At 69.8% G+C, this 21,708-nt stretch carries 21 protein-coding genes; 15 read left to right on the top strand and 6 right to left on the bottom strand.

The features are described from left to right. Window positions 1-113: 113 nt before the first annotated feature. The gene (locus QSK35_RS39170; protein ID WP_285753023.1) at window positions 114-479 is read right to left on the bottom strand and encodes a hypothetical protein; all 366 of its coding nucleotides are present in this window, start codon (window positions 477-479) and stop codon (window positions 114-116) included. Between the two features lie 99 nt (window positions 480-578). On the opposite strand from QSK35_RS39170, the gene manB reads away from it, so the two are divergent. Both manB and QSK35_RS39180 read left to right on the top strand, forming a co-directional pair. After that, complete coding sequence (gene manB / locus QSK35_RS39175) at window positions 579-1,646, top strand: mannose-1-phosphate guanylyltransferase (RefSeq protein WP_285753024.1); 1,068 nt, start codon at window positions 579-581, stop codon at window positions 1,644-1,646. Then, window positions 1,639-2,529 carry a DNA-3-methyladenine glycosylase family protein gene (locus QSK35_RS39180; protein ID WP_285753025.1) on the top strand — a complete coding sequence of 297 codons (891 nt, stop codon included), beginning with the start codon at window positions 1,639-1,641 and terminating at the stop codon, window positions 2,527-2,529. Before manB ends, QSK35_RS39180 begins: the two co-directional genes overlap by 8 nt. Window positions 2,530-2,801: 272 nt before the next feature. Here the strand turns inward: QSK35_RS39180 and QSK35_RS39185 are convergent, their stop codons facing one another. From QSK35_RS39185 to QSK35_RS39200, 4 genes are read right to left on the bottom strand one after another with little or no spacing between them, the layout of a single operon-like run. Next, window positions 2,802-3,329, bottom strand: a complete 528-nt coding sequence (locus QSK35_RS39185) for an NUDIX hydrolase (RefSeq protein WP_285753026.1) — start codon at window positions 3,327-3,329, stop codon at window positions 2,802-2,804. Then, window positions 3,326-4,648, bottom strand: a complete 1,323-nt coding sequence (locus QSK35_RS39190) for a coenzyme F420-0:L-glutamate ligase (protein ID WP_285753027.1) — start codon at window positions 4,646-4,648, stop codon at window positions 3,326-3,328. Before QSK35_RS39190 ends, QSK35_RS39185 begins: the two co-directional genes overlap by 4 nt. Next, complete coding sequence (gene cofD, locus QSK35_RS39195) at window positions 4,641-5,603, bottom strand: 2-phospho-L-lactate transferase (RefSeq protein ID WP_285753028.1); 963 nt, start codon at window positions 5,601-5,603, stop codon at window positions 4,641-4,643. The genes QSK35_RS39190 and cofD overlap by 8 nt, the downstream gene beginning before the upstream one ends. A 31-nt stretch (window positions 5,604-5,634) precedes the next feature. After that, the gene (locus tag QSK35_RS39200) at window positions 5,635-6,390 is read right to left on the bottom strand and encodes a site-2 protease family protein (RefSeq protein WP_285753029.1); all 756 of its coding nucleotides are present in this window, start codon (window positions 6,388-6,390) and stop codon (window positions 5,635-5,637) included. 308 nt (window positions 6,391-6,698) lie between these two features. Here QSK35_RS39200 and QSK35_RS39205 point away from each other — a divergent pair, with 308 nt between their 5' ends. Continuing rightward, window positions 6,699-6,935: a WhiB family transcriptional regulator gene (locus QSK35_RS39205; protein ID WP_285753054.1), complete on the top strand. Its 237-nt coding sequence runs from the start codon at window positions 6,699-6,701 to the stop codon at window positions 6,933-6,935. A 31-nt stretch (window positions 6,936-6,966) separates the two neighbouring features. Then, entirely contained in the window at window positions 6,967-10,122 is a 3,156-nt protein-coding gene (locus tag QSK35_RS39210; RefSeq protein WP_285753030.1) for a glycosyltransferase family 2 protein, read from the top strand. A 66-nt stretch (window positions 10,123-10,188) separates the two neighbouring features. Here the strand turns inward: QSK35_RS39210 and QSK35_RS39215 are convergent, their stop codons facing one another. After that, on the bottom strand, window positions 10,189-10,632 hold the full coding sequence (locus QSK35_RS39215) for a metallopeptidase family protein (RefSeq protein WP_285753031.1): 444 nt from the start codon (window positions 10,630-10,632) through the stop codon (window positions 10,189-10,191). Window positions 10,633-10,723: 91 nt separating this feature from the next. Here QSK35_RS39215 and QSK35_RS39220 point away from each other — a divergent pair, with 91 nt between their 5' ends. From QSK35_RS39220 to QSK35_RS39270, 11 genes are all read left to right on the top strand, one after another. Then, entirely contained in the window at window positions 10,724-11,077 is a 354-nt protein-coding gene (locus QSK35_RS39220; RefSeq protein WP_285753032.1) for a DUF3499 domain-containing protein, read from the top strand. A gap of 72 nt (window positions 11,078-11,149) precedes the next feature. Then, complete coding sequence (locus QSK35_RS39225; protein ID WP_285753033.1) at window positions 11,150-12,502, top strand: phosphomannomutase/phosphoglucomutase; 1,353 nt, start codon at window positions 11,150-11,152, stop codon at window positions 12,500-12,502. 14 nt (window positions 12,503-12,516) lie between these two features. Next, window positions 12,517-12,714: a Trm112 family protein gene (locus QSK35_RS39230; protein WP_285753034.1), complete on the top strand. Its 198-nt coding sequence runs from the start codon at window positions 12,517-12,519 to the stop codon at window positions 12,712-12,714. Window positions 12,715-12,719: 5 nt separating this feature from the next. Then, window positions 12,720-13,781 (top strand): SIS domain-containing protein, encoded by a 1,062-nt coding sequence (locus QSK35_RS39235; protein ID WP_285753055.1) that lies wholly within the window; start codon window positions 12,720-12,722, stop codon window positions 13,779-13,781. 31 nt (window positions 13,782-13,812) lie between these two features. Beyond that, window positions 13,813-15,027, top strand: a complete 1,215-nt coding sequence (gene manA, locus QSK35_RS39240) for a mannose-6-phosphate isomerase, class I (protein WP_285753035.1) — start codon at window positions 13,813-13,815, stop codon at window positions 15,025-15,027. A gap of 44 nt (window positions 15,028-15,071) precedes the next feature. After that, a complete protein-coding gene (locus QSK35_RS39245; protein ID WP_285753036.1) occupies window positions 15,072-15,992 on the top strand; it encodes a cation diffusion facilitator family transporter in 921 nt (306 codons plus the stop codon). A gap of 61 nt (window positions 15,993-16,053) precedes the next feature. Beyond that, a complete protein-coding gene (locus QSK35_RS39250; RefSeq protein ID WP_285753037.1) occupies window positions 16,054-16,425 on the top strand; it encodes a hypothetical protein in 372 nt (123 codons plus the stop codon). 88 nt (window positions 16,426-16,513) lie between these two features. After that, window positions 16,514-18,046, top strand: coding sequence for an amino acid permease (locus QSK35_RS39255; RefSeq protein WP_285753038.1), 1,533 nt, complete (start codon window positions 16,514-16,516; stop codon window positions 18,044-18,046). A 39-nt stretch (window positions 18,047-18,085) separates the two neighbouring features. Beyond that, the gene (locus QSK35_RS39260; RefSeq protein ID WP_285753039.1) at window positions 18,086-19,876 is read left to right on the top strand and encodes an alpha-L-fucosidase; all 1,791 of its coding nucleotides are present in this window, start codon (window positions 18,086-18,088) and stop codon (window positions 19,874-19,876) included. Between the two features lie 57 nt (window positions 19,877-19,933). Continuing rightward, entirely contained in the window at window positions 19,934-20,389 is a 456-nt protein-coding gene (locus tag QSK35_RS39265; protein WP_285753040.1) for a MarR family winged helix-turn-helix transcriptional regulator, read from the top strand. Continuing rightward, window positions 20,386-21,630 (top strand): glutamate mutase L, encoded by a 1,245-nt coding sequence (locus tag QSK35_RS39270; protein WP_285753041.1) that lies wholly within the window; start codon window positions 20,386-20,388, stop codon window positions 21,628-21,630. The genes QSK35_RS39265 and QSK35_RS39270 overlap by 4 nt, the downstream gene beginning before the upstream one ends. The last annotated feature ends 78 nt before the right edge of the window (window positions 21,631-21,708 follow it).

Below are 21,708 nucleotides of genomic sequence, written 5' to 3' on the forward strand. Positions count from 1 at the left end.
CGGCAGCTGGGGCACGGGCGGCTGCGGCTGCTGGACGGGCGCTGGTGGACCGGCAGGGCGCCGTCGGCTGCTGCTGGCGGTGAAGGTCGGGCTGGCTGTGCGGTTGAGGCTCGTCACGCGTCGCCGCTGAGGCGCTGCGAGAGGCTCGGCCGGCCGACGTTGTGATGTTGGACCGTCGGCAGCGGGCCGGGCGCGACGACGGTCTGCGTCACCTCGGTCGGCGGCGGCAGCTGGGGCACGGGCGGCTGCTGGACGGGCATGGGCGCCGTCGGCTGCTGCTGGGGCCGCATCTGCTCGGACGGAAGGATCATCGTGGACTCGGGGTCCATGCGCGGATCCATGGCGTTGACCAGCGTGCGAGGGATCTGCTGCGTGTCCGACGCATCCATCGGCGACGTCATGTTGTCCGGCGTCACGATGTTCCGCCCACGTGCGCGGGCGCGGGCTAGAGCGGCGTCGGCCCGGTCGCGGGGGTCCATGTCGGATTACTCCTTGCCGGGACCACTGCCCGTCAGTCGATCTGCTTCGTGTCAGAGTATTCCGTCGAACGGCTCGCTGTAACGCGGAGGAGGAAAAAGGTGCACGGCGTCGAAGCGGTTGTGCTGGTCGGTGGCAAGGGCACCCGCCTGCGCCCGCTCACCCTGTCCGCTCCAAAACCGATGTTGCCGACGGCGGGGGTGCCATTCTTGACGCACCTGTTGTCGCGGATCAAGGAGGCGGGCATCACCCACGTGGTGCTCGGCACTTCGTACAAGGCCGAAGTTTTCGAGGAGTACTTCGGCGACGGCTCGCGCCTCGGGCTCGAGCTGGAGTACGTCGTCGAAGAAGTGCCACTTGATACGGCCGGGGCCATTCGCAACGTCGCGCACAAGCTCCGTGAGCCCGATGTGATGGTGTTCAACGGCGACATTCTTTCGGGTGTCGACCTTCCGGCGATCGTGCACACGCACCGCAGCAGCGAGGCCGACGTCACGCTGCACCTGGTCAAGGTCGAGGACCCGCGCGCGTTCGGCTGCGTGCCGACCGACGCCGAGGGCCGCGTGCAGGCGTTCCTGGAGAAGACCGACAACCCGCCGACCGACCAGATCAACGCGGGTTGCTACGTGTTCAAGCGGGACGTGATCAACGAGATCCCCGAGGGCCGGCCGGTGTCGGTCGAGCGCGAGACGTTCCCAGGGCTTCTGGCGGCCGGTCGACGGCTGCAGGGTCACGTCGACGCCTCGTACTGGCTGGACCTCGGCAAGCCCGAGGCGTTCGTGCAGGGCTCGTCCGACCTGGTGCGCGGTGTCGCGCCGTCGGCCGCTGTCGCTGAACCGGGTGACTTCCTCGTGCTGGAGGGCACTTCGATCGAGCCGGACGCCATCGTGCGCGGTGGTTCCGCGGTCGGTGCCAACTGCACGGTCGCCTCAGGTGCCGTGATCGAGGGCTCGATCCTGTTCGACGGTGCGGTGATCGGCGAGGGCGCGGTGGTCGAGCGTTCGATCGTGGGCGCCGGGGCGCTGGTGCAGGCGGGTGTCGTGCTGCGCGACGCGGTGATCGGCGACAGCGCCGTCATCGGGGCGCGGTGTGAGCTGATCGGTGGAGCGCGCGTCTGGCCCGGTGTGGTGCTGCCGGAGGCCGGGGTGCGCTTCTCGACGGATGCCTAGCAGGAGTTGGACACCACCGTTCCCACTCGATGTGGGCGCGGTGCTCGGTCCCCTGCGCCGTGGCGCGGGGGACCCGTGTTTCTCGACCGACGGCGGCCTGTCGTTCGCCGCCAACACTCCCGGCGGACCCGGCACGCTGCGGGTCACGCGCGTCGACGGTGTCGTGCACGCGGAGGCCTGGGGTGACGGTGCCGTCTGGTTGCTCGACGGGCTGCCGGCGTTGCTGGGCGCCGATGACCCGGTCGACGACTTCGTCGCGCACCACGACCTGGTCGCGGAGATCAGGCGCTGGCGCCCCGGCCTGCGGCTCGGCTCGTGCGGACGCGTCTGGGACGTGCTGTTCCCGGCGATCCTGGAGCAGAAGGTCACCGGCAAGGAGGCCTGGCGCACGTGGCGCGAGCTGTGCCGCCGTTTCGGCACGGACGCGCCCGGACCGCTCGGCCTGAAGGTGCCACCGACGCCGGACGCGATCCTGCGGATCAACGACTGGGAGTGGCACCGGGCCGGGCTCGACGGCGCTCGGCGCCGTGCGTTGGTCGCGTGCGCCCAGGTGGCTCATCGGCTGGAGAAGGCCGCCGAGCTGCGTGGCGAGGAAGGTCGCTCGTTGCTGCGCAAGGTGCCCGGCGTCGGGGTGTGGACCGCGGCCGAGGTGGCTCAGCGGGCGTGGGGCGACCCGGACGCGGTCAGCTACGGCGACTTCCACATCGCGAAGAACGTCGGCTACGCACTGACCGGCAAGCCCGTCGACGACGACGGGATGATGGAACTGCTCGAGCCCTACACGCCGCAGCGGCAACGGGCCGTGCGGTACATCGAGGGTGCCGGGATTCAGCGGCCGCGGCGCGCACCGCGGTTCTCACCGCGCGACTACCGCGGCTTCTGACGCTCCGGACGAGTCCGGAATTGTCAGACCCACCTGGAAGAATTGAAACCGGGGGTCCCCCGGCTCGGGCAGGGCTCCGGCAAAGTCGTTGGGCCGGGTCGCCGCCGCGCGGCGAGATGAGCGGGCCTCCTTCGTCGGTGCTCTCGTACCGGGAAGCCGGTTGGCCGCTGTCGTGGTCCCGATCCGGTCCAGACCTGCGTTGGTTGGGTGCGGCCACGCCCGCAGCCGCAGTTGACGACGCACTGCGCCCACCGGCTACGGACCAGCCCGCGTCAGCGCAGTCGCGCGAGCGCGGACTCGATCAGCGGGTACAGGTCGTCCACATTGGACGGCAGGGCGTCCAGCGGCCACCACTGCAGGTCCACCGACTCCGCCGACCGCACCGGCCTCGCCCCGACCGGCGCCCGCACCAGGAACCGCACGTCGAAGTGGCGCGTCGGCACCCCGAGCGAGCACGTGATCGGGTGCACGTCCAGGTGGATCGGCTGTGGCTCGATCCGCAGCCCGCGGATGCCGGACTCCTCGGTCGCCTCCCGCAGCGCGGCGCCGGCGAGCGAGGAGTCCGTCGGCTCGCAGTGCCCGCCCAGCTGCAGCCACCGGCCGACGCGCGGATGCAACGTCAGCAGGGCCTGCTCACCCGTGGCGTCCAGAACCAGAGCCGAGGCGGTGATGTGCCCGGCGGCGCACGACCGCTGGCACGCGTCGTCCCGCGCGGCCAGGAAACCGAGGTAGGCCTCGCGCAGAGCGTCCTGGCCGGGATAACCGGAGAGCACCGAGACGGCATCGGCGTGCAGGCTCACAGCGAGATCAGCCCTTCCCGCGGTTCACGCGGCGTCAACGGCTCCAGCGGCCATCCGACGGCGACCGCACCGAGCGGCTCCCATGACTCCGGCAAGTCCAGCACCGAGCGCACGACGTCGGCGCAGAAGATCGTGGACGACACCCAGCACGAGCCGAGACCCTCCGCGGCGAGCGCCACGAGCAGGCCCTGCACGGCGGCACCGCCCGCGACGGTGAACATCGTGCGTTCGGCGTCGGCACGCCGTGAGTCCGGGTACGTGTGGGCACCCTCGCGCACCAGGAACGGCACGACGATCTCGGGCGCCTCGACCAGCAGGTCACCGCGTCGAACGCGCCGCGCGATCTGCTCTTCGGAAAAACCGTCTCCGCGCAGGTCGGACTCCCACTGAGCACGCATCGCCGACAACAACGACTCCCGGCGAGCGGACACGTGCACGAACCGCAGCGGCTGCGTGTGGTGCGGTGCCGGTGCGGTCAAAGCAACGCCGACCGCCCGTGACAACACATCGACCGGCACCGGGTCCGAGGCGAAGTAACGCACCGAGCGACGCAGCAGCACGGCTTCGCGGCGGCCCTGCGCCAGAGCTTCCTCGGTGCCGAGCCGGAACAAATCCTCGTCGACCGCACGGACCAGGTCGCGCGCGGACGAACCGTCGTCGACCAGCGGGAACCCGCGTAGCACGGCGACCGGGACCGCGCCCAGCTTGCCCTTCACCAGGTCCGCCGCGGCGGCGATCTCGTCGGCGACCGCGATGGAGGTGACGTGCAGCTCGTTGCCCTGCCGGTCGACCTTGCCCGCGTAGTTGTGCAGCACGCTCAGGCCGGACGCGCCGATCGCGGCGTCGGTCTGGCCCACGCGCCACGCGCGGCCCATCGTGTCGGTGATCACGACGGCCACCGAGATGCCCAGCAACGACTTCAGGGCCGAACGCAACGCCAAAGCCGACGCGTCGGGGTCGACCGGGAGCAACGCGATCTCGTCGCCCGCGACGTTGGAGTTGTCGACGCCGGACGCGGCCTGCACGATGCCGAGCTTGTTCTCGGTGATCAGCGTGCGCATCTTGCGGGCGAGCACCCGCACGGCCTCGGCCTCGACGTGCCGGCGCCGGACGAGGTCGCGTTCCTCCGGGTCCAGCGGAACCGAGACCAGTCGTCCCTCTACTTTGGACACGACCTTCGACGTGACGACCACGACGTCGCCGTCGCGCAGCCAGGGGGCCGCGGCGGCGATCGCACCCGCCAGGTCGTCACCCGGCCGGAACTCGGGCAGACCCGGAACCGGCAGCAGCTCCAGCCCCTGTGCTGCGTGATCAGTCAACGCCCACTCCCGCGAGCTCCAGCGCCGCCCGCGCCATCGCGGCGGTCGCGTCCACAGAGGACATCAGCAGCGGCACGGCCCGCACGGCCACACCCGGCACGTCGGCCGAGTCGCCGGTCTGCACGAGCCAGCCGTCGAGGATGCCCGAGTCCGAGCACTGCCGCGACCCGTAGTGCCGACCGACCGCCTCGGCCGATGTCTCCACACCGATCGCGTCCAAACAAGCATCCGCCATGCCGCGCAACGGTTTCCCGCCGATGATCGGCGACAGGCCGACGACGCCCGCGTCGGTCTTGCGCAGGGCGTCGCGGATACCGGGCACGTTGAGGATCGTGCCGACCGACACGACCGGGTTCGAAGGGGCCAGCAGAACCGCGTCCGCCGAAGCGATGGCGTCCAGCACACCCGGAGCGGGCGACGCCTGCTCGGCTCCTACGGACGCGAACGAGCGCGCGGGCAGGGCGGCCTTGTACCGCACCCACCACTCCTGGAAGTGGATCGCGCGCTCCGAACCGTCCTCGTCCGCGACGACCACGTGGGTCTCGACGCGGTCGTCGGACATCGGCAGCAGCCGCACACCGGGCTGCCAGCGATCGCACAGCGCCTCGGTCACGGCGGACAGCGGGTAGCCGGCGCGCAGCATGCGCGAGCGGATCAGGTGGGTCGCGACGTCGCGGTCGCCGAGCCCGAACCAGTCGGGATCAGCCCCGTACGCGGCGAGCTCCTCCTTGACCGTCCACGACTCCGCTTCGCGGCCCCAGCCCCGCTCGGTGTCGATGCCGCCACCGAGGGTGTACATGCAGGTGTCGAGGTCCGGGCAGATACGCAGCCCGTGCAGCCACACGTCGTCACCGGTGTTCACCACCGCGGTGATCTCGGCGTCCGCGAGCAGGGCTTTCAGCCCCACGAGGAACCGCGCACCGCCAACGCCGCCGACCAGAACTACGACCTTCACGCCGGACCATGCTTCCACACGGCGGTCAGCGCTAAATCTTGCGCCAGAACATGAAGTTGGACCAGCCGCTGTTAGCCAGGTCCCGATCGCCCCCGACCAGGTCGAACACACCGTACGAGAGGTCGAAGAACAGGCCGCTCACCGCCGGCAGCCCGATCAGCGCGGCGAACAGGATCAGCGGCGCCCACGGCCGGGCCTTCGCGCCGAACTGCTGCGCCTGGTACGACATGAACGGCTCCCAGATGCCCCAGCCGTCCAGGCCCGGCACCGGCAGGATGTTCAGCACGAACGCCAGGATCTGCAGCAGCGCGAGGTACGACAGCGCGGCCGCGAGCATCAGCGGCGGGTTGAACAACGCGACGGAAGCGATCAGCAACCCGCCGAGCGCGAGGTTCGACAACGGTCCCGCGAGCGACACCAGCGACTCGACCTTCTTGGACCGCAGCGCGTGATGGTTGATCCACACAGCGCCACCCGGCAGCGGGATGCCGCCGAACGCGAGCAGCACCAGCGGTAACACGATGCTGAGCACTGGATCGGTGTAGTGGCGGATGTCGAGGGTGAGATAACCCTTGTCCCGCACCGCATAGTCGCCACCCTTGTAGGCGACGAACGCGTGCCCGAACTCGTGCAGGCACAGCGAGACCGCCCATCCCGCGAGGATGAACAGGACGGTGCCGGCGATGATGGCCGCGTTGGCGTCGACCAGGGTCAGGACGGCGCCGCCGACGGTCGCGACGAGCAGTCCGATGAACAGTGGGCTGGGGCGCACGGCTGATCGCTTCACCTCACCAGTGTGGCGTGTCGCAGTTGGAGGTGGGCCGATCGGGGAGGCTTTGGTGACCATGGATCACTGTCGGTACTTCCCGTCAAGGTTTTTGCGGCCATCCGCGCGAATATCCCCCGGTGTGTGGACTCCGCTTGACCGCTTGATGTGACGCAGGTGTAATCACATCGGTGTCATTCGTCGTTGTGGGAACGGCGTCTGGCGTCCGCCAACCGGGGAGAGCGGAAGGCGAGGAGGCGGACGAAATGCGGGAAATCGAAGAAGATCGAGTCGGGCAGGGGAGCACCCACGAGTTGGGTGAGCTGTACATGTTCGATCCGAACGACGAGCAGGACTGGCAGGAACGGGCACTCTGCGCGCAGACCGACCCCGAGGCGTTCTTCCCCGAAAAGGGTGGTTCGACGCGGGAGGCCAAGCGCATCTGCCTCGGCTGCGAGGTTCGCTCGGAGTGCCTGGAGTATGCGCTGCAGCACGACGAACGCTTCGGAATCTGGGGCGGGCTGTCGGAGCGGGAGCGCCGCAAGCTGAAGAAGCGCGCCGTCTAGAAGCGTGATCTTTGTGCTCTAGCTTGAGGACGTGACGAGTCCTCAACCGCGACTGCGGACCGCGCCGGTGCTGGCCATCGTGGTGTGCCACGACGGCGACGAGTGGCTCAGCACCGCGCTGTCCGCGTTGCGGCGACAGCGAATTCGGCCTCGTCACGTGCTGGCGGTCGACACCGGGTCGACCGACCGGACGGCGAAGATCCTGGCGGAGGCCGGAGATCTGGACGGGGTGCTGACGCTGCCGCGCGGCACGGGGTTCGGCACGGCGGTGCGCGCCGCGGTGGAGCACGCGGTCGAACGGTGGGGCGACCCCGGCAAATGGCTGTGGTTGCTGCACGACGACAGCGCTCCGGAGCCTGACTGCCTGGCGTCGTTGCTCACCGCGTCCGAAGTGTCACCCTCAGCAGCGATCCTCGGTCCTTTGTGCCTCGATTGGGTGGATCCTCGGCTCGTCGTCGAGGCCGGAATCTCCACCGACGCGTCCGGCCATCGGCAGACCGGCATCGGCGCACTGGAACTGGCCGGCACATTTCAACAGTCCACCGAGGTCCTCGCGGTCTCGTCGGCGGGTTCGCTGATCAACCGGCAGGTGTGGCACGACCTCGGCGGTTACGACGAGATCATGCCGTTGCTGCGCGATGATCTCGACTTCGGCTGGCGGGCGAACCGCGCGGGCCATCTCGTTTTGTGTGTTCCGGTCGCGCGAATGCGACACGTTCGTGCGGCGTCGAAGGGATTGCGAAGGCTGGACGCGGCCGTCGCGCGGCCAGGTCCATCCGTTCGAGGGGTTGACCGCGCACACGGGATGCGCACTTTCTTGGTCAACACGTCCGCGTTTTCTTTTTTGTTCGGGCTCTTGCGACTCCCGGTACTCGCGTTGGCGCGCGCTGTTGGTTTCTCGGTGTTGCGCCGGTTCTCCGACGCGCACGCGGAAGTGGGCGCGCTCGGATATCTGCTGAGCGGCCGGGCCCGCCTGCTCGAGGGCCGAGGCGCCCGGCGCGGGTCGAAGGTCGTGCGCGGGCTGTTCACCAGCCGGCTCACCCGGATCCGCAACGCGGTGCGCTCGGCCGCGGCGTTCCTCATCCGCCGCCGCGTCGAGGCGGACGCGGCACTCGGGCGGCTGCCCGCGTCGGATGCGGGCGCCACCTGGCTCGATCCGTCCTCTGTGGACACTCCACGGCCGGTCGGCCCGGCCGCACTCCCCGCGGGGGCGTTGCGCAAGCCGCGATCGGCGGGGCTGCGCAGGCCGCCGTCGGTCGTGCCGGTCGACGCCACGCTGCCGGGCGCGCTGCGGCCGTCGCCGAAGCCGCGGCCGTCGCCGGGACCGCGCGAAGAGGTCGTCTTCTACGAGGTCGACCAGGGCCGGGTGCTGCGGTCGTTGCTGCTGGCGCCACCGGTGCTGCTGGTCGTGGGACTGACGATCGTCGCGCTGGTCGCGAACTCCGCACGCCTTGGGCTGTCGCTCGCGGGCGGGCGGCTGCTGCCGGTCGGGGACTTCGAGTCGACCTGGCTCGAGTACCTCTCCTCGTGGCACGACGTGCACGGTGGCACCGCGGCGCCCGCCCCCGCCGCACTGGCCGTGCTGGGTGCTTTTCCGGGCGGGCCGCAGTTCGCGGTCGCATTGTTCGTGATCGGCAACATCCCGCTCGCCGCACTGGCCGCCTACATCGCGAGCCGCGGCATGCGGGTGCGCCGGTCCGTACGCGCGGTCGTGGCCGCCGCGTACGGCCTGCTGCCGGTCGCGACGACCGCCGCGGGCGAGGGCCGGCTCGACGTCGTCGTGGTGCACGTCGTCGGACCGCTGGTGTTCGCCGGGATCGTCGCGGTGCTGCGCGCGGCGTCGTCGAAGTCGTGGCTGCCGATCGCGTCCGGCACCGCGCTCGGGATCGCCGCGCTGGGCGCGTTCTCGCCGCTGTCGCACGTGGTCGCGTTGATCGGCGCGCTGGTCGGCTTCGTGGTCGTCGCGGGCGGCGGGCCACGCCGGATCGCCGCGCTGTTCGCGGTGGTGCTGCTGCCGCTGGCGTTGCTGCTGCCGTGGCCGGCCGTGCTGCTGCAGCACCCGTCGATGGTCCTCGACGGCATCGGCGGGCCGTACTCGTCGCCGCCGCCGAACCTGATCGTGTGCTCGGTGTTCGCGGTGGCCGGGTTCGCCGCCGCCGTGCTTCGCCCGAACCGGGCGATGCTGCCCGGACTCGCCGTGGTCGTGCTCTCGATCGGCGCGCTCGCGGCCTGCGCGGCCGTCAAGGCGTGGCCGGGCACGCCGCTCGCGATGCTCGCCTGGGGCCTGGTGTGGATCGTGCTCGCCGCGTGCCGCCGCGGCGTGACGCCGGGCATCGCCCGCTGGGAACAGGTGCGGCGCGCGGTGTCGATCGCCGGCGTGGTGACCTTGCTGTGCCTGGCCGTGGCCGGTTTTCTCGATCTGCGGCAGGGCCCGGTGCGCGCGGACGGCGGCGTGCGGCTCGCGCCGACGCTGAGCCAGGAGCTGGAGCGCACCGGCCGGGCCGTGCTGATCCTCGGCTCGGGGGAGGCTCGCCAGGTCGGCGGCCGCATGCCGCGGTTCGGCGACGACGAGTTCGTCCCGACCGTGTCGAGCCCCGCGCGCCTACGCCGCTGGAACGCCGAAATGCTCGGCGGCTCGTCGGAGTCCGCGAAGATCACGCTCGCGCAGGCCGCCGCGTCCGGTGTCGGGTTCGTCGTGCTGCCTTCGCGGCTGGACGCCGACCGCCTCCGCGGTGCCGTCGGCGAGCTCGTGTCCGAGGCGCCCGCGACCTCCGACGGCCGTCCCGTGCTGCGGGTGCGTCTAGCGGCCAACAACGCCGTGCTGATCTCACCCGAGCTCGCCCGTCGTGCGCGGACCGGTGGTCAGCCGCCGACCGAGCTGGTCGCGCCCGGCGTCTCACCCGTGGAGACGGGGCTGCCGGACGTCAACGTGCGGGTCTCCGAGGGGCCCGAGGGGCGGCTGCTGGTGCTCGCGGCCGAGGACGAACCGGGGTGGCGGCTCTCGGTGGACGGCCGTCAGGTGCCGGTCGTGCGCGCCTGGGGGCACCTGGTGGGTGTGCCGTTGCCGGCGACGGCCGCGGACGTGCGAGTGACAATGTCCACAACGCTGCGGGACCTGCTGTTGCTGGCGCAGGCGGCGGCCGTGCTGTTCACGCTGCTGACGGCGATCCCATCGCGCCGCCGGTAAGTCCGCTATGGCCACCATCACGGACTTGAGGTCCGTGATGGTGGCCATGACCGACCTAGCGGGAGCTCACTGCTCGTCGATTACGTCCGGGTCCAGGCCCAGGTAGTTCGCGATCTGCTCGACCAGCACGTCGTGCACCAGGTCCGCGAGATCCGCGCCGTCCTTCGCACGGGCCTCGAGCGGACGCCGGTAAAGAATGATCCGCGCCCGCTGATCACTGCCCGCCGGCAGCAGCCGGGCGAGCGGCACGTTGCCGTCCTCGACGACGCCGTCCTCACCCTCGACCTGCACGTCGGGCACGTCGTCGACGGCCACGTCGAGCTGGGTGAGCTCGGTGCGCCACCGGGCCTCGATCGGCTCCAGGGCCTCGATCACCAGAGCGTCGAACCGTTCGGCCCGGGACCGGGCGGCGGGCAGCGTGGCGGGGTAGAGCGGGCCGCGCAGTCCACGCCCGTGCCGGTCGCGATTGCGCCGCCTGGGGGAACCCTGCCGCCTCGATCCTCTGGCCATAACCACAACATGGAGCCTAGTCGGCCACGCTGACCACTAAACACAGCGTGCCTCACACACACGTGGTGAGAGACGCGCTAATCTCCCCCGCGTGCGGAGCGTGAGACGGTGCTCGCGAACCGGGTGTGCTAACCCGGCTGTCGCCACGCTCACCTACGCCTACGCGGAGTCCACCGCGGTAGTCGGACCACTCGCCACCTACTCCGAACCGCACAGTTACGACCTGTGCGAGGAGCACGCGATGCGGCTCACGGCGCCCCGTGGCTGGGAGGTCGTGCGGCACCAGGGTGAGTTCGCGGCTCCCGAGCCGACCGTGGACGACCTGACGGCCTTGGCCGAGGCGGTGCGGGAGGCCGGGCGGGCCGACCGGCCCGTCGAGTTGCCCGAGGTGACCGGGCCCAGGCGGGGTCACCTGCGCGTTCTGCCCGATCCGCACGAGGACTGAACGACCACACGCACCTCACATCCGGACGCCGGTAGGCTGCCCTCCCAGTAGCCGTCAAGAGGGAGAGTGCGCGTGCGCGACCTGTCCGCCATCGTCAAGGCCTACGACATCCGCGGAGTCGTCGGCGAGCAGTTGGACGCGGATGTCGTGCGCGACTTCGGCGCGGCGTTCGCGCGTCTGGTCGGTGGGCCGGCCGTGGTGATCGGCCACGACATGCGCGACTCGTCGCCCGGTCTCGCGGCGGCGTTCGCCGAGGGTGTGACCAGGCAGGGCATCGACGTCGTCAGCATCGGCCTGGCCAGCACGGACATGCTCTACTTCGCCTCCGGCAAGCTGGACCTGCCCGGCGCGATGTTCACCGCGAGCCACAACCCCGCGCAGTACAACGGGATCAAGCTCTGCCGCGCGGGCGCGGCGCCGATCGGCCAGAACACCGGTCTGGCGCAGATCCGCGAGGACGTCGAGAAGAACACCCCGGACGCCGAAGGTGTGAACCCCGGCACGCTCGAAGAGCGGAACCTGCTGGCGGACTACGCGGCCTACCTCCACGAGCTGGTCGACTTGAAGGACAACCGGCCGCTCAAGATCGTCGTGGACGCGGGCAACGGCATGGGCGGCTACACCGTCCCCAAGGTCTTCGAGGGCCTGCCGTTCGAGATCGTCCCCATGTACTTCGAGCTGGACGGCAGCTTCCCGAACCACGAGGCGAACCCGCTCGACCCGAAGAACATCGTTGATCTTCAAGCGAAGGTCAAGGAAGTGGGAGCCGACGCCGGTGTCGCGTTCGACGGCGACGCCGACCGCTGCTTCGTGGTGGACGAGCGCGGCGAGCCGGTGAGCCCCAGCGCCATCACCGCGCTCGTGGCGGTCCGGGAGCTCCAGAAGGACCCCGGCGGCACGATCATCCACAACCTGATCACCTCACACGCGGTGCCCGAGATCGTCGCGGAGCACGGCGGCAAGCCGGTCCGCACGCGCGTCGGCCACTCGTTCATCAAGGAGGAGATGGCCAAGACCGGCGCCATCTTCGGCGGCGAGCACTCGGCGCACTACTACTTCCGCGACTTCTGGCGCGCGGACACCGGCATGCTGGCCGCGCTGCACGTGCTGGCCGCGCTGGGCGAGCAGGACGGCCCGCTGAGCGCGTTGACGCACGACTACGAGCGCTACGCCGCGTCCGGTGAGATCAACTCCACGGTCAGCGACCAGGCCGGCCGCCTGAATGCCATCAAAGACGAGTTCGGCGGCCGCGAGGGCGTCACGCTCGACGAGCTGGACGGTCTCACGGTCGGACTGCCGGACGGCTCGTGGTTCAACCTGCGGGCGTCCAACACCGAACCGCTGCTGCGCCTGAACGTCGAAGCCGCCACGCCCGAGGCCGTCGCCGCGCTGCGCGACGAGGTCCTCGCGATCGTGCGGGCCTGAGGGGGAGAGCCACCGTGGCCGTACAGCTTGAAGCACAGCTGCTCGAGATCCTCGCCTGCCCGTGCCCGGAGCACGCGCCGTTGCAGGTCGGCACCCCGGACGACCCGGACGCCGACTTTCTGACCTGCACATCGTGCCGCCGGTCGTTCCCGGTCCGCGACGGCATCCCGGTGCTGCTCCTGGACGAGGCCGTCGAGCCGTCAGCGGAGTGACCACGGTGCTGGACGACACCCTGCTCGACGACCCGCGCAGGCTCGCCGACGCGGACACGGGCGGCTGGCTGCGCGCGGCCGCGCGCGCCGGTGCCCAGGTCCGGTCGACGGCGGAGGCCGCGGCCGAACAAGGCGTCGAGCGGCTCTTCGCCGAACGCCCGCGCGCCGTCGTGCTCGTCGTCCGGCCCGGTGTCGGCCTGGCGGTGGCGCACCTCGTCGCCGCGCTGCTCGGCCCGGCGTGCCCGGTCCCGGTCGTCGTCTCCGACGACGTGCCGCCGTGGGTCGGCGCGCTGGACGTGGTGCTGACGCACACCGAGGACCCCGGCGACCGCGAGCTCGCCGAGTCGATCGACCGCGCCTGCCGCCGGGGTGCGCGTGTCCTGCTCACGGCACCGGACGAGGGTCCGGTGGCCGCGTCGGCCGCGGGCAAGGCGGTGCTGCTGGCGCCGCGCATCACGATGCCGCCCGGCTTCAGCTACCCGCGCGCGCTCGCCGCCTGGCTGACGGTGCTCAAGGCACTCGGACTGGTCAAGGTCGACCTCGACCTGATCGCCGACGAGCTGGACCGTGAGGCCGAGCGCGACCATCCGATGCACGAGTCGTTCGTGAACCCGGCGAAGTCGCTCGCACTGCGCGTCGCGGACCGGACGCCGCTGCTCTGGGGCCTGGACGACGTCGCCACCGCGGTCGGGGTGCACGGCGCGAACGTGCTCGCCGGGTATGCCGGGATTGCGTCCGATGTCGCCGGGTATCCACAGGCGCTGACGCGTCCCGTGTTGCACCGCCGGGCGGTGCAGGGCACGTCTGGGGCGGACCTGTTCGCTGATCCCGACGAAGAGGCGGGAGGACTCGTCCGGGTACTCCTCCTCGCGGTGCGACAGGGTCCGGTCGCCGACGCCGCGCGCCGGGCCGCCGAAGAGACTTTGCCGGGAGCTGACGTGCTCGAGCCGGCCGAAGAAGTGACGGGTGGCGACGCCGTCTGCGCCGCGCTGCTCGCATTGCGATTCGAACTCGCCGCTTTGTACCTGGGACTCGCCGCGGGCACTCTCGGCGGCAATCCCTACTAGGTCATGGCAGTACTGAGGAGCTGAACGGAAAGTGGACCTGCTGCACAACGCGGTCAGGCCGTATGCGTGGGGGTCGCGCACGGCCATCGCCGAGCTGCTCGGGAAGGAGGTGCCCGCGCCGCATCCCGAGGCGGAGCTGTGGATGGGAGCCCATCCCGGCGACCCGTCGCGGATCGTCGGCGCGGACGGCGTCGAACGTTCCCTGCTCGACCTGCTCGCCTCCGACCCGGACGGCCAGCTCGGCTCGCGGTGTGCGAACCGCTGGGGCGCCCGGCTGCCGTTCCTGCTCAAGGTGCTCGCCGCCGAAGAGGCGCTGAGCCTGCAGGCGCACCCGTCGGCCGAGCAGGCCGCGGACGGTTTCGCGGCCGAGGAGGCCGCGGGCGTGCCCCGTGACTCGGCGGTGCGCAACTACAAGGACCCAGCCGCCAAGCCCGAGCTGATCTGCGCGCTGACCCAGTTCCACGCGCTCGCCGGGTTCCGCGACCCGCACCGCACCGTCAAGCTGCTGAAGTCGCTCGACGCGCCGGACTTCGCGCCGTACACCGAGCTGCTCGCCGCCCAGCCGGACTCGAACGGCCTGCGCGCGTTGTTCACCACGCTGATCACGCTGCCGCAGCAGCGCCTGGACCACCTGCTGCCGCAGGTGATCGAGGCGTGCGTGCAGCACGTGAAGGACCACGGCGAGTTCGACCTGGAATGCCGCACGATCCTCGAACTGGGTGAGGACTACCCCGGTGACGCGGGCGTGCTCGCCGCGTTGCTGCTCAACCGGGTCGTGCTGCAGCCGGGCGAGGCCATCCACCTGCCCGCCGGCAACCTGCACGCGTACCTGCACGGCACCGGCATCGAGATCCTCGCGAACTCGGACAACGTGCTGCGCTGTGGTCTGACCCCCAAGCACGTCGACGTGCCGGAACTGTTGCGGGTGCTGGACTTCACCTGTGGCGACATGCCGGTGCTGCGCGGCGAGGAGACCGCACCCGGCGTGTGCGTGTACCGCACGCCCGCACCCGAGTTCGAGCTGTCGCGCCTCGACGTGGCCACGGAGACGCGCGTCAACCACGACGGCCCGCAGATCATCATCTGCACGCGGGGCACGGTCGTGTTGACGAACGACCGCGGCGACCACGTTGAGTTGCGGCGCGGCCAGTCGGTGTGGCTGCCCGCGTCCGATCCAGCGGTCCTCGTTCGCCCCGCGGGTGACGAAAGTGCGCAACTTTTCCGGGCCACCGCCGGGACGGACTAAGGTTCAGCCGGACAAACCGGACGGTTTTCATCGAGGAGTACAGCGTGTCAGCAGGGGGCGGGACAAAGGCGATCATCGCGGCGCTGGCCGCGAACGCGGGGATCGCGGTCGCGAAGTTCATCGGCTTCGCGTTCACCGGTTCGTCGTCGATGCTGGCCGAGGCCGTGCACTCGGTCGCCGACACGTCGAACCAGGGCCTGCTCCTGCTCGGCCAGCGGACGGCTCAGCGCAAGGCGACCCGCCTGCACCCGTTCGGCTACGGGCGCGACCGCTACTTCTACTCGTTCGTCGTCGCGTTGCTGATCTTCAGCCTCGGCGCGGTGTTCGCGCTGTACGAGGGCATCCACAAGCTGTCCGAGCCGACGCCGCTGTCCGACCCGATCATCGCGGTGGTGATCCTGGTGGTGGCGACCGGTCTGGAGACCTACAGCTTCATCACCGCGATCAACGAGTCCCGCAAGATCAAGGGCGACTCCACGTGGTGGGGCTTCATCCGCCAGTCGCGCACGCCGGAGCTGCCGGTCGTGCTGCTGGAGGACGCGGGCGCGCTGTTCGGTCTCGTGCTGGCGCTGTTCGGCGTCGGACTGACGACGATCACCGGCAACCCGATCTTCGACGCGCTCGGCACCGTCGCCATCGGTGTGCTGCTGGCCGCGATCGCGATCGTGCTGATCATCGAGATGAAGTCGCTGCTCATCGGTGAGGGCGCGTCGGACGCGGACCTCGACGTGATCGTCGACGAGCTGGCCGCGGGCAAGGTCCAGCGGGTGATCCACATCCGCACGCAGTACCTCGGGCCCGAGGAGCTGCTGATCGCGGCCAAGATCGCCCTGTCGCCGGACCTCGACCTGGACGAGGTCGCGCAGGCTATCGACGACGCGGAGCACCGCGTGCGCAACAAGGTCCCGCACGCGAAGCTGATCTACCTCGAGCCGGACCTGGACAAGTCGCTTACCTCGTCCTGATCTTGCCGGTACCCTCGGTAGTGACTCCGCGACACTGCGGACTTACTTTCCTGGGGGGAAAGTGCGTAAAACCTTTGCGATCCTTGCTGCCTTCTTCCTGACCGTGGTCATGGCGCCGTCGGCTTCGGCAGCGCAGTACAGCTGCAACGACAACGGCATCCAGTGCTGGTTCTACCAGCGCAACTACGTCGACCAGGCCACCTACACGTTCGTGGAGTACCCGTCTGGGTACTGCGAGGAGAACCTGGTCTTCGAACGGGGCGGCATCCGGTCCTACATGAACAAGTCCAACAACGAGGGCTACTGGTACTCGAACACCAACTGCACCGGTTCCCGGCACGCGATGAAGTACTACTCGAACGACAACATCGGGTTCGAGGCGCGCTCCTTCAGGGCCGCCTGCATCTCCTGTATCGCACCGGCTGACCACTGACCTGGCACGAGCCGAGACGGTCTGGCATTCCCCGGCACCTAACCCTCTAGGGTGATTCGAACGGATCACCGCGACTAGGAGGGGCACCGTGCCGGGGAACGGTCTGTGGCGTACCAAATCGATCGAGCAGTCCATCGCGGACACCGACGAGCCGGACACGAAGCTCCGCAAGGACCTGACAGCCTGGGACCTGACAGTCTTCGGCGTCGCGGTGGTGATCGGCGCCGGCATCTTCACGCTCACCGCGCGCACCGCCGGTGACCTGGCGGGACCGTCGGTGTCGCTGGCGTTCGTGCTCGCCGCAATCGCTTGCGCGTTGGCCGCGCTGTGCTATGCCGAGTTCGCCTCGACGGTGCCGGTCGCCGGTAGCGCGTACACGTTCTCGTACGCGACGTTCGGCGAGTTCGTCGCGTGGATCATCGGCTGGGACCTGATCCTGGAGTTCGCGGTCGGTTCGGCCGCCGTCGCCAAGGGCTGGTCGATCTACCTGCAGACGGTGTTGAAGTACCTGGGCGTCAACGTGAAGACGTCGTTCCTGGTCGGCGGGCACGAGGTCGACTGGGGCGCGTTGCTGCTGGTCGGCACGCTGACCGTGCTGCTGATCGTCGGCACGAAGCTGTCGTCGCGGGTCAGCGCGGTGATCACCGCGGTCAAGGTGGCCGTGGTGCTGCTGGTGATCGTGCTGGGCATCGGCTACATCAACACCGAGAACTACAGCCCGTACGTCCCGCCGGCCGCCGAAGGCGCCGCCGCCGGTGGCACGGGCCTGGAGCAGTCGCTGTTCTCGCTGATCACCGGCTACAGCGGCAGCACGTACGGCGTGCTGGGCCTGCTCGCCGCGGCCTCGCTGGTGTTCTTCGCGTTCATCGGTTTCGACGTGGTCGCGACGACCGCGGAGGAGACGAAGAACCCGCAGCGCGCCGTGCCGCGCGGCATCCTCGGGTCGCTGGCGATCGTCACCGTGCTGTACGTCGCGGTGTCACTGGTGATCACCGGCATGCTCCCGTACGACAAGCTCAAGACGCAGCCGGACGGCACCAGGGCCACGCTCGCGACGGCGTTCGCGGACAACGGCGTGGACTGGGCGGCGACGGTCATCTCGGTCGGCGCGCTGGCCGGTCTTACGACGGTCGTCATGGTGCTGATGCTGGGCCAGACCCGTGTCCTGTTCGCCATGTCGCGCGACGGCCTGCTGCCGCGTTCGCTGGCGAAGACCGGCTCGCACGGCACCCCGGTCAAGATCACGTTGATCATCGGTGTGCTCATCGCGGTCGCGGCGGGCTTCTTCCCGGCGGGCAAGCTGGAGGAGATGGTCAACGTCGGCACGCTGTTCGCCTTCGTGCTGGTGTCGGCCGGTGTGCTGGTGCTGCGCAAGACGCGGCCGGATCTGCCCCGCGGGTTCCGGGTGCCGTGGGTGCCGCTGGTGCCGATCCTCGCGATCGCGGCCTGTCTGTGGCTGATGCTGAACCTGACCGCGCTGACCTGGGTCCGGTTCCTGATCTGGATGGTCATCGGAGTGGTCGTCTACTTCGCGTACAGCCGCAGCCACTCGGTGCTGGGCCGGACCGGGCACGCCGAGGTGCGTCCGGAACCCGTCATCAAACGCGACGAAGAGCCCTAGACATCCGATCTCTCCTCCTCCATGCTCCGTGGTGCCGCCATGGAGCTCAAGGAGGAGCCGATGCTCGGTGCCCTGCTCACCGCAGTGCTGATGGTGTTGCCATTTGCTGGTCCCGGTACCAACCACGTGGTCGATGATCCGTTTACATCGGCGCGGACGAGTTGGTACCGGGACGCCGGCTTCGGCATGTTCATTCATTTCGGCGCGTACTCGCAGTTGGAAGGTGAGTACAAGAGGTCCGATGGCTCGGTCTGTCAGGACGCCGAGTGGATCATGAACAAGTGCAAGGTGCCGGTCAACGAGTACGAGAAGCTCGTCAAGAGCTTCAACCCGTCGCAGTTCGACGCGAAGGCGGTCGTAGGCACCGCCAAGGCGGCCGGCCAGAAGTACATCGTGATCACGTCGAAGCACCACGACGGCTACGCGATGTGGCCCACCAAGGTCAACAAGTGGAACCTGCGCGACCACTCGTCGTTCGACAAGCAGCGCGACATCCTGCGTGAGCTCAAGCAGGAGGCGGACCGCCAGGGCATCAAGTTCGGCCTCTACTACTCGACCTGGGACTGGCACGACCCGGACGCGCGCAACGCCGCGACGTTCGGCAAGTACAAGGCACGGATGAAGGCGCAGCTCACCGAGCTGATCGACAACTACGACCCCGCCGTGCTGTGGTTCGACGGCGACTGGGACACCGACAATCCGCCCAACCCGTGGACGAAGCAGGACGGCGCCGAGCTCGAGGACTACCTGCGCGCCGCCTCGCCGGAGCTGGTGATCAACAACCGGATCTCGAAGCGGGCGCCCGGCGTGAAGGAACGCCGCGTGGTCGACGGCGACTTCGGCACGCCCGAGCAGACGTTCCCGTCCGCGCCGATCGACGGGCAGCTCTGGGAGTCCTGCATGACGATCCCCAAGAAGTGGGGCTTCGCCAAGTGGGACACCAACTTCAAGGACAGCAAGACGCTGACCCGCAACCTGCTGGACATCACCAGCCGGGGCGGCAACTACCTGCTGAACGTCGGCCCGGACAAGCTCGGCCGCATCCCGGCCCCCGAGGCGGAACGCCTGCGCGCCATGGGTTCCTGGCTCTCGGCGAACGGTCAGGGCGCCACGGTGTACGGCGCCGAGGCGGCGGGCCTGGTCGCGGACCCGGCGTGGGGAGCGGTCGCGCAGCACGGCAACAAGCTCTACCTGTCGGTGTACGACTGGGCGAACTCGTTGCACCTCAAGGCACTCGAGCCGTTCGACGTGACCGCGGCGCGCGTGCTCGGTTCCGCACAGGCCGTGACGGTCTCGAAGGCCGGCGACGGCATCGACGTGAAACCCAGTGGTGCCAAGACTTCTGACGTCGCGTCGGTGATCGAGCTGACGGTGAAGTCGGAGGTGGCCGCTCCGGCCGGAACCGGAAACGGTCTGTCCGTGGACTACTTCCCGACGTCCGACTGGACCGGCACGCCGACCCACCGCGTCGACCCGACGATCAACTTCGCGTGGCGGTTCGACGGCTCGCCCGCGCCGAACATCGCGGCGGACCACTTCTCCGCGCGGTGGACCGGTTTCGTGCAGCCCAGGTTCAGCGACACCTACACGTTCACGACGGTGTCCGACGACCTGGTGCGGGTGTGGATCGACGGCAAACTCGTAGTCGACGCCTCCTCGCCGCACCAGGTCCGGGTCGACAAGGGCACGATCGCGTTGCAGTCCGGGCGCAAGTACTCGATCAAGGTCGAGTACGCGGAGACCGTGGGTGAGGCGTTCATGAAGCTCATCTGGTCGAGCCCGAACACGACGCAGCAGATCGTGCCGAAGGGCCAGCTCTACAGCTCGTGACTCACCCCGCCGGTGGCCGGGTTCGGCCCGGTCACCGGCGTTGTACTGTCTCTCGATATGGACGAGGTGAGGTGGCTATCGGAGGTCGAGAGCTTCGCGTGGCGCAACTTCGTCCAGGCCTACCACCTGTTGGAAAGGCAACTGGAGCAACAACTCCAGCGTGACGCGGGCATCTCGCACGCGCAGTGGAACGTCCTGGTCGTCCTGTCGCTGGCGCCGGACCACCGGATGCGCATGACCGAACTCGCGCGCAAGGTAGTCGTGTCGAAGAGTTCCCTGACGTACCAGATCGGCAAGCTCGAGTCCGCCGGCCTGGTCCGCCGCGAACGGCATGAAACCGACGAGCGCGGCATCGTCGCGGTGCTGACCCCCGAGGGCGCCGAGCTGCAGGCGTCGCTGGCGCCAGGCCACGTCCAGACCGTGCGCACCTACCTGATCGACCTGTTCACCGAGGAGCAACTGGGCGCACTCGGCGAGTGGATGCGAATCGTGAAGGAAAAGGCGGACACGTGATCCTCTGCCTGGACGTGGGGTCCACCTGGACCAAGGCCGCGCTGCTGTCCGACTCCGGCGACCTGGTGCGGACCGCCCAGCACCCGACCACGCTCGACGAGGTCATGCGCGGTGTCGACGCTCTCGGCACCGCCTCCTCAGTGCTGGCCTGTTCGTCGGCCGGCGGCGGCCTGCGGCTGGCCGTTGTGGGGCAGGAACGAGTCGTGAGCGCCGAGGCCGGGTACCGCGTAGCCCTGTCCGCCGGCGCGAAGGTCGTGTTCGTGTCCGCCGGCCCGGTGGACGTGCGCGCCCTGCGGGCCGCCGCACCCGACCTCGTGCTGCTGGTCGGCGGAACCGACGGCGGCGACGAGACTGTGCTGTTGGAGAACGCCCGCCGCCTGTCCCGGGTAGCCGTGCCGATCGTGTTGGCGGGCAACGCTTCCGCCCGTGCTTCGGCCCTTTCGTTGTTGCAGAGCCGCAAGGTCGTCGCCACCGACAACGTCCTGCCGGACGTCGGCAGCCTGAACCCGGACCCGGCGCGCCGCGCCATCCGTGCCGCCTTCCTGGATCATGTGATCGGCGGCAAGAAACTCTCTCGCGGCCCACGCTTCCGCCGCCTGGTGCGTGCCGTGACGCCGGACGCCGTGCTGGCGGGGGTGTCGCGCCTGGCCGCCCAGGACCGCGAGGGCGCGGTGCTCGTCGTCGATGTCGGCGGCGCCACCACGGACGTCTACTCGGCCGTGTCCACCGTGGATTCCGTTGGTGTGGAACGAACCGTGGCTCTGCCGCCGGACCGGCGGACCGTCGAGGGCGACCTCGGCATGCGGTGGTCCGCTCCCGGTGTCGTGGCGGAGGCGTTGGCAGAGCGGCTGATCACCGCTGCGGAGGGCGAGTTCCTGGAAGCCGAGGCCCGCAAGCGCGCTGCCGACGTGTCGTGGATCGCCGACGATTCCACGGTGGATCTGCGGCTGGCCTCGCTCGCGGCGGTGCTGGCGGTGCGGCGGCACCTGCGGCTCGTCGACGGGCAGCTCGGGCCGCAGGGGGCTGGGTTGCTGGTGTTGTCGGGTGGCGTGTTCCGGCACGCGCCGTCGGTGGCTTCCGTGGAGGAGACCTTGCGTGGCGACTCGGTGTTGCGGCCGGTGCTGAAGTCCGCGGCGGTGACCGTGGACAAGCACTACGTGCTGGCTCCGGCGGGTCTGCTGGCCGAGTCGGGCCGTCCGGAAGTGGCGGACCGCCTGCTGGGCGCGCACTTCGCCGACTGAGGAGCGTCGGACCCTGGCGCTACGGTCGGCTGGGGGTGTGTCTTGCGCTCGTGGTTGTGAGCTGCCCCCGTATCCAGG

Origin of the sequence: Lentzea sp. NBRC 105346, assembly GCF_030269605.1 — a bacterium.
Classification (GTDB): domain Bacteria; phylum Actinomycetota; class Actinomycetes; order Mycobacteriales; family Pseudonocardiaceae; genus Lentzea.

Coding starts and splice junctions, on each gene's coding strand:
- QSK35_RS39170 (WP_285753023.1), bottom strand. CDS start 479: ATGGACCCCCGCGACCGGGCCGACGCCGCTCTAGCCCGCGCCCGCGCA.
- QSK35_RS39180 (WP_285753025.1), top strand. CDS start 1,639: ATGCCTAGCAGGAGTTGGACACCACCGTTCCCACTCGATGTGGGCGCG.
- QSK35_RS39205 (WP_285753054.1), top strand. CDS start 6,699: ATGTTCGATCCGAACGACGAGCAGGACTGGCAGGAACGGGCACTCTGC.
- QSK35_RS39215 (WP_285753031.1), bottom strand. CDS start 10,632: ATGGCCAGAGGATCGAGGCGGCAGGGTTCCCCCAGGCGGCGCAATCGC.
- QSK35_RS39260 (WP_285753039.1), top strand. CDS start 18,086: ATGGAGCTCAAGGAGGAGCCGATGCTCGGTGCCCTGCTCACCGCAGTG.
- QSK35_RS39265 (WP_285753040.1), top strand. CDS start 19,934: ATGGACGAGGTGAGGTGGCTATCGGAGGTCGAGAGCTTCGCGTGGCGC.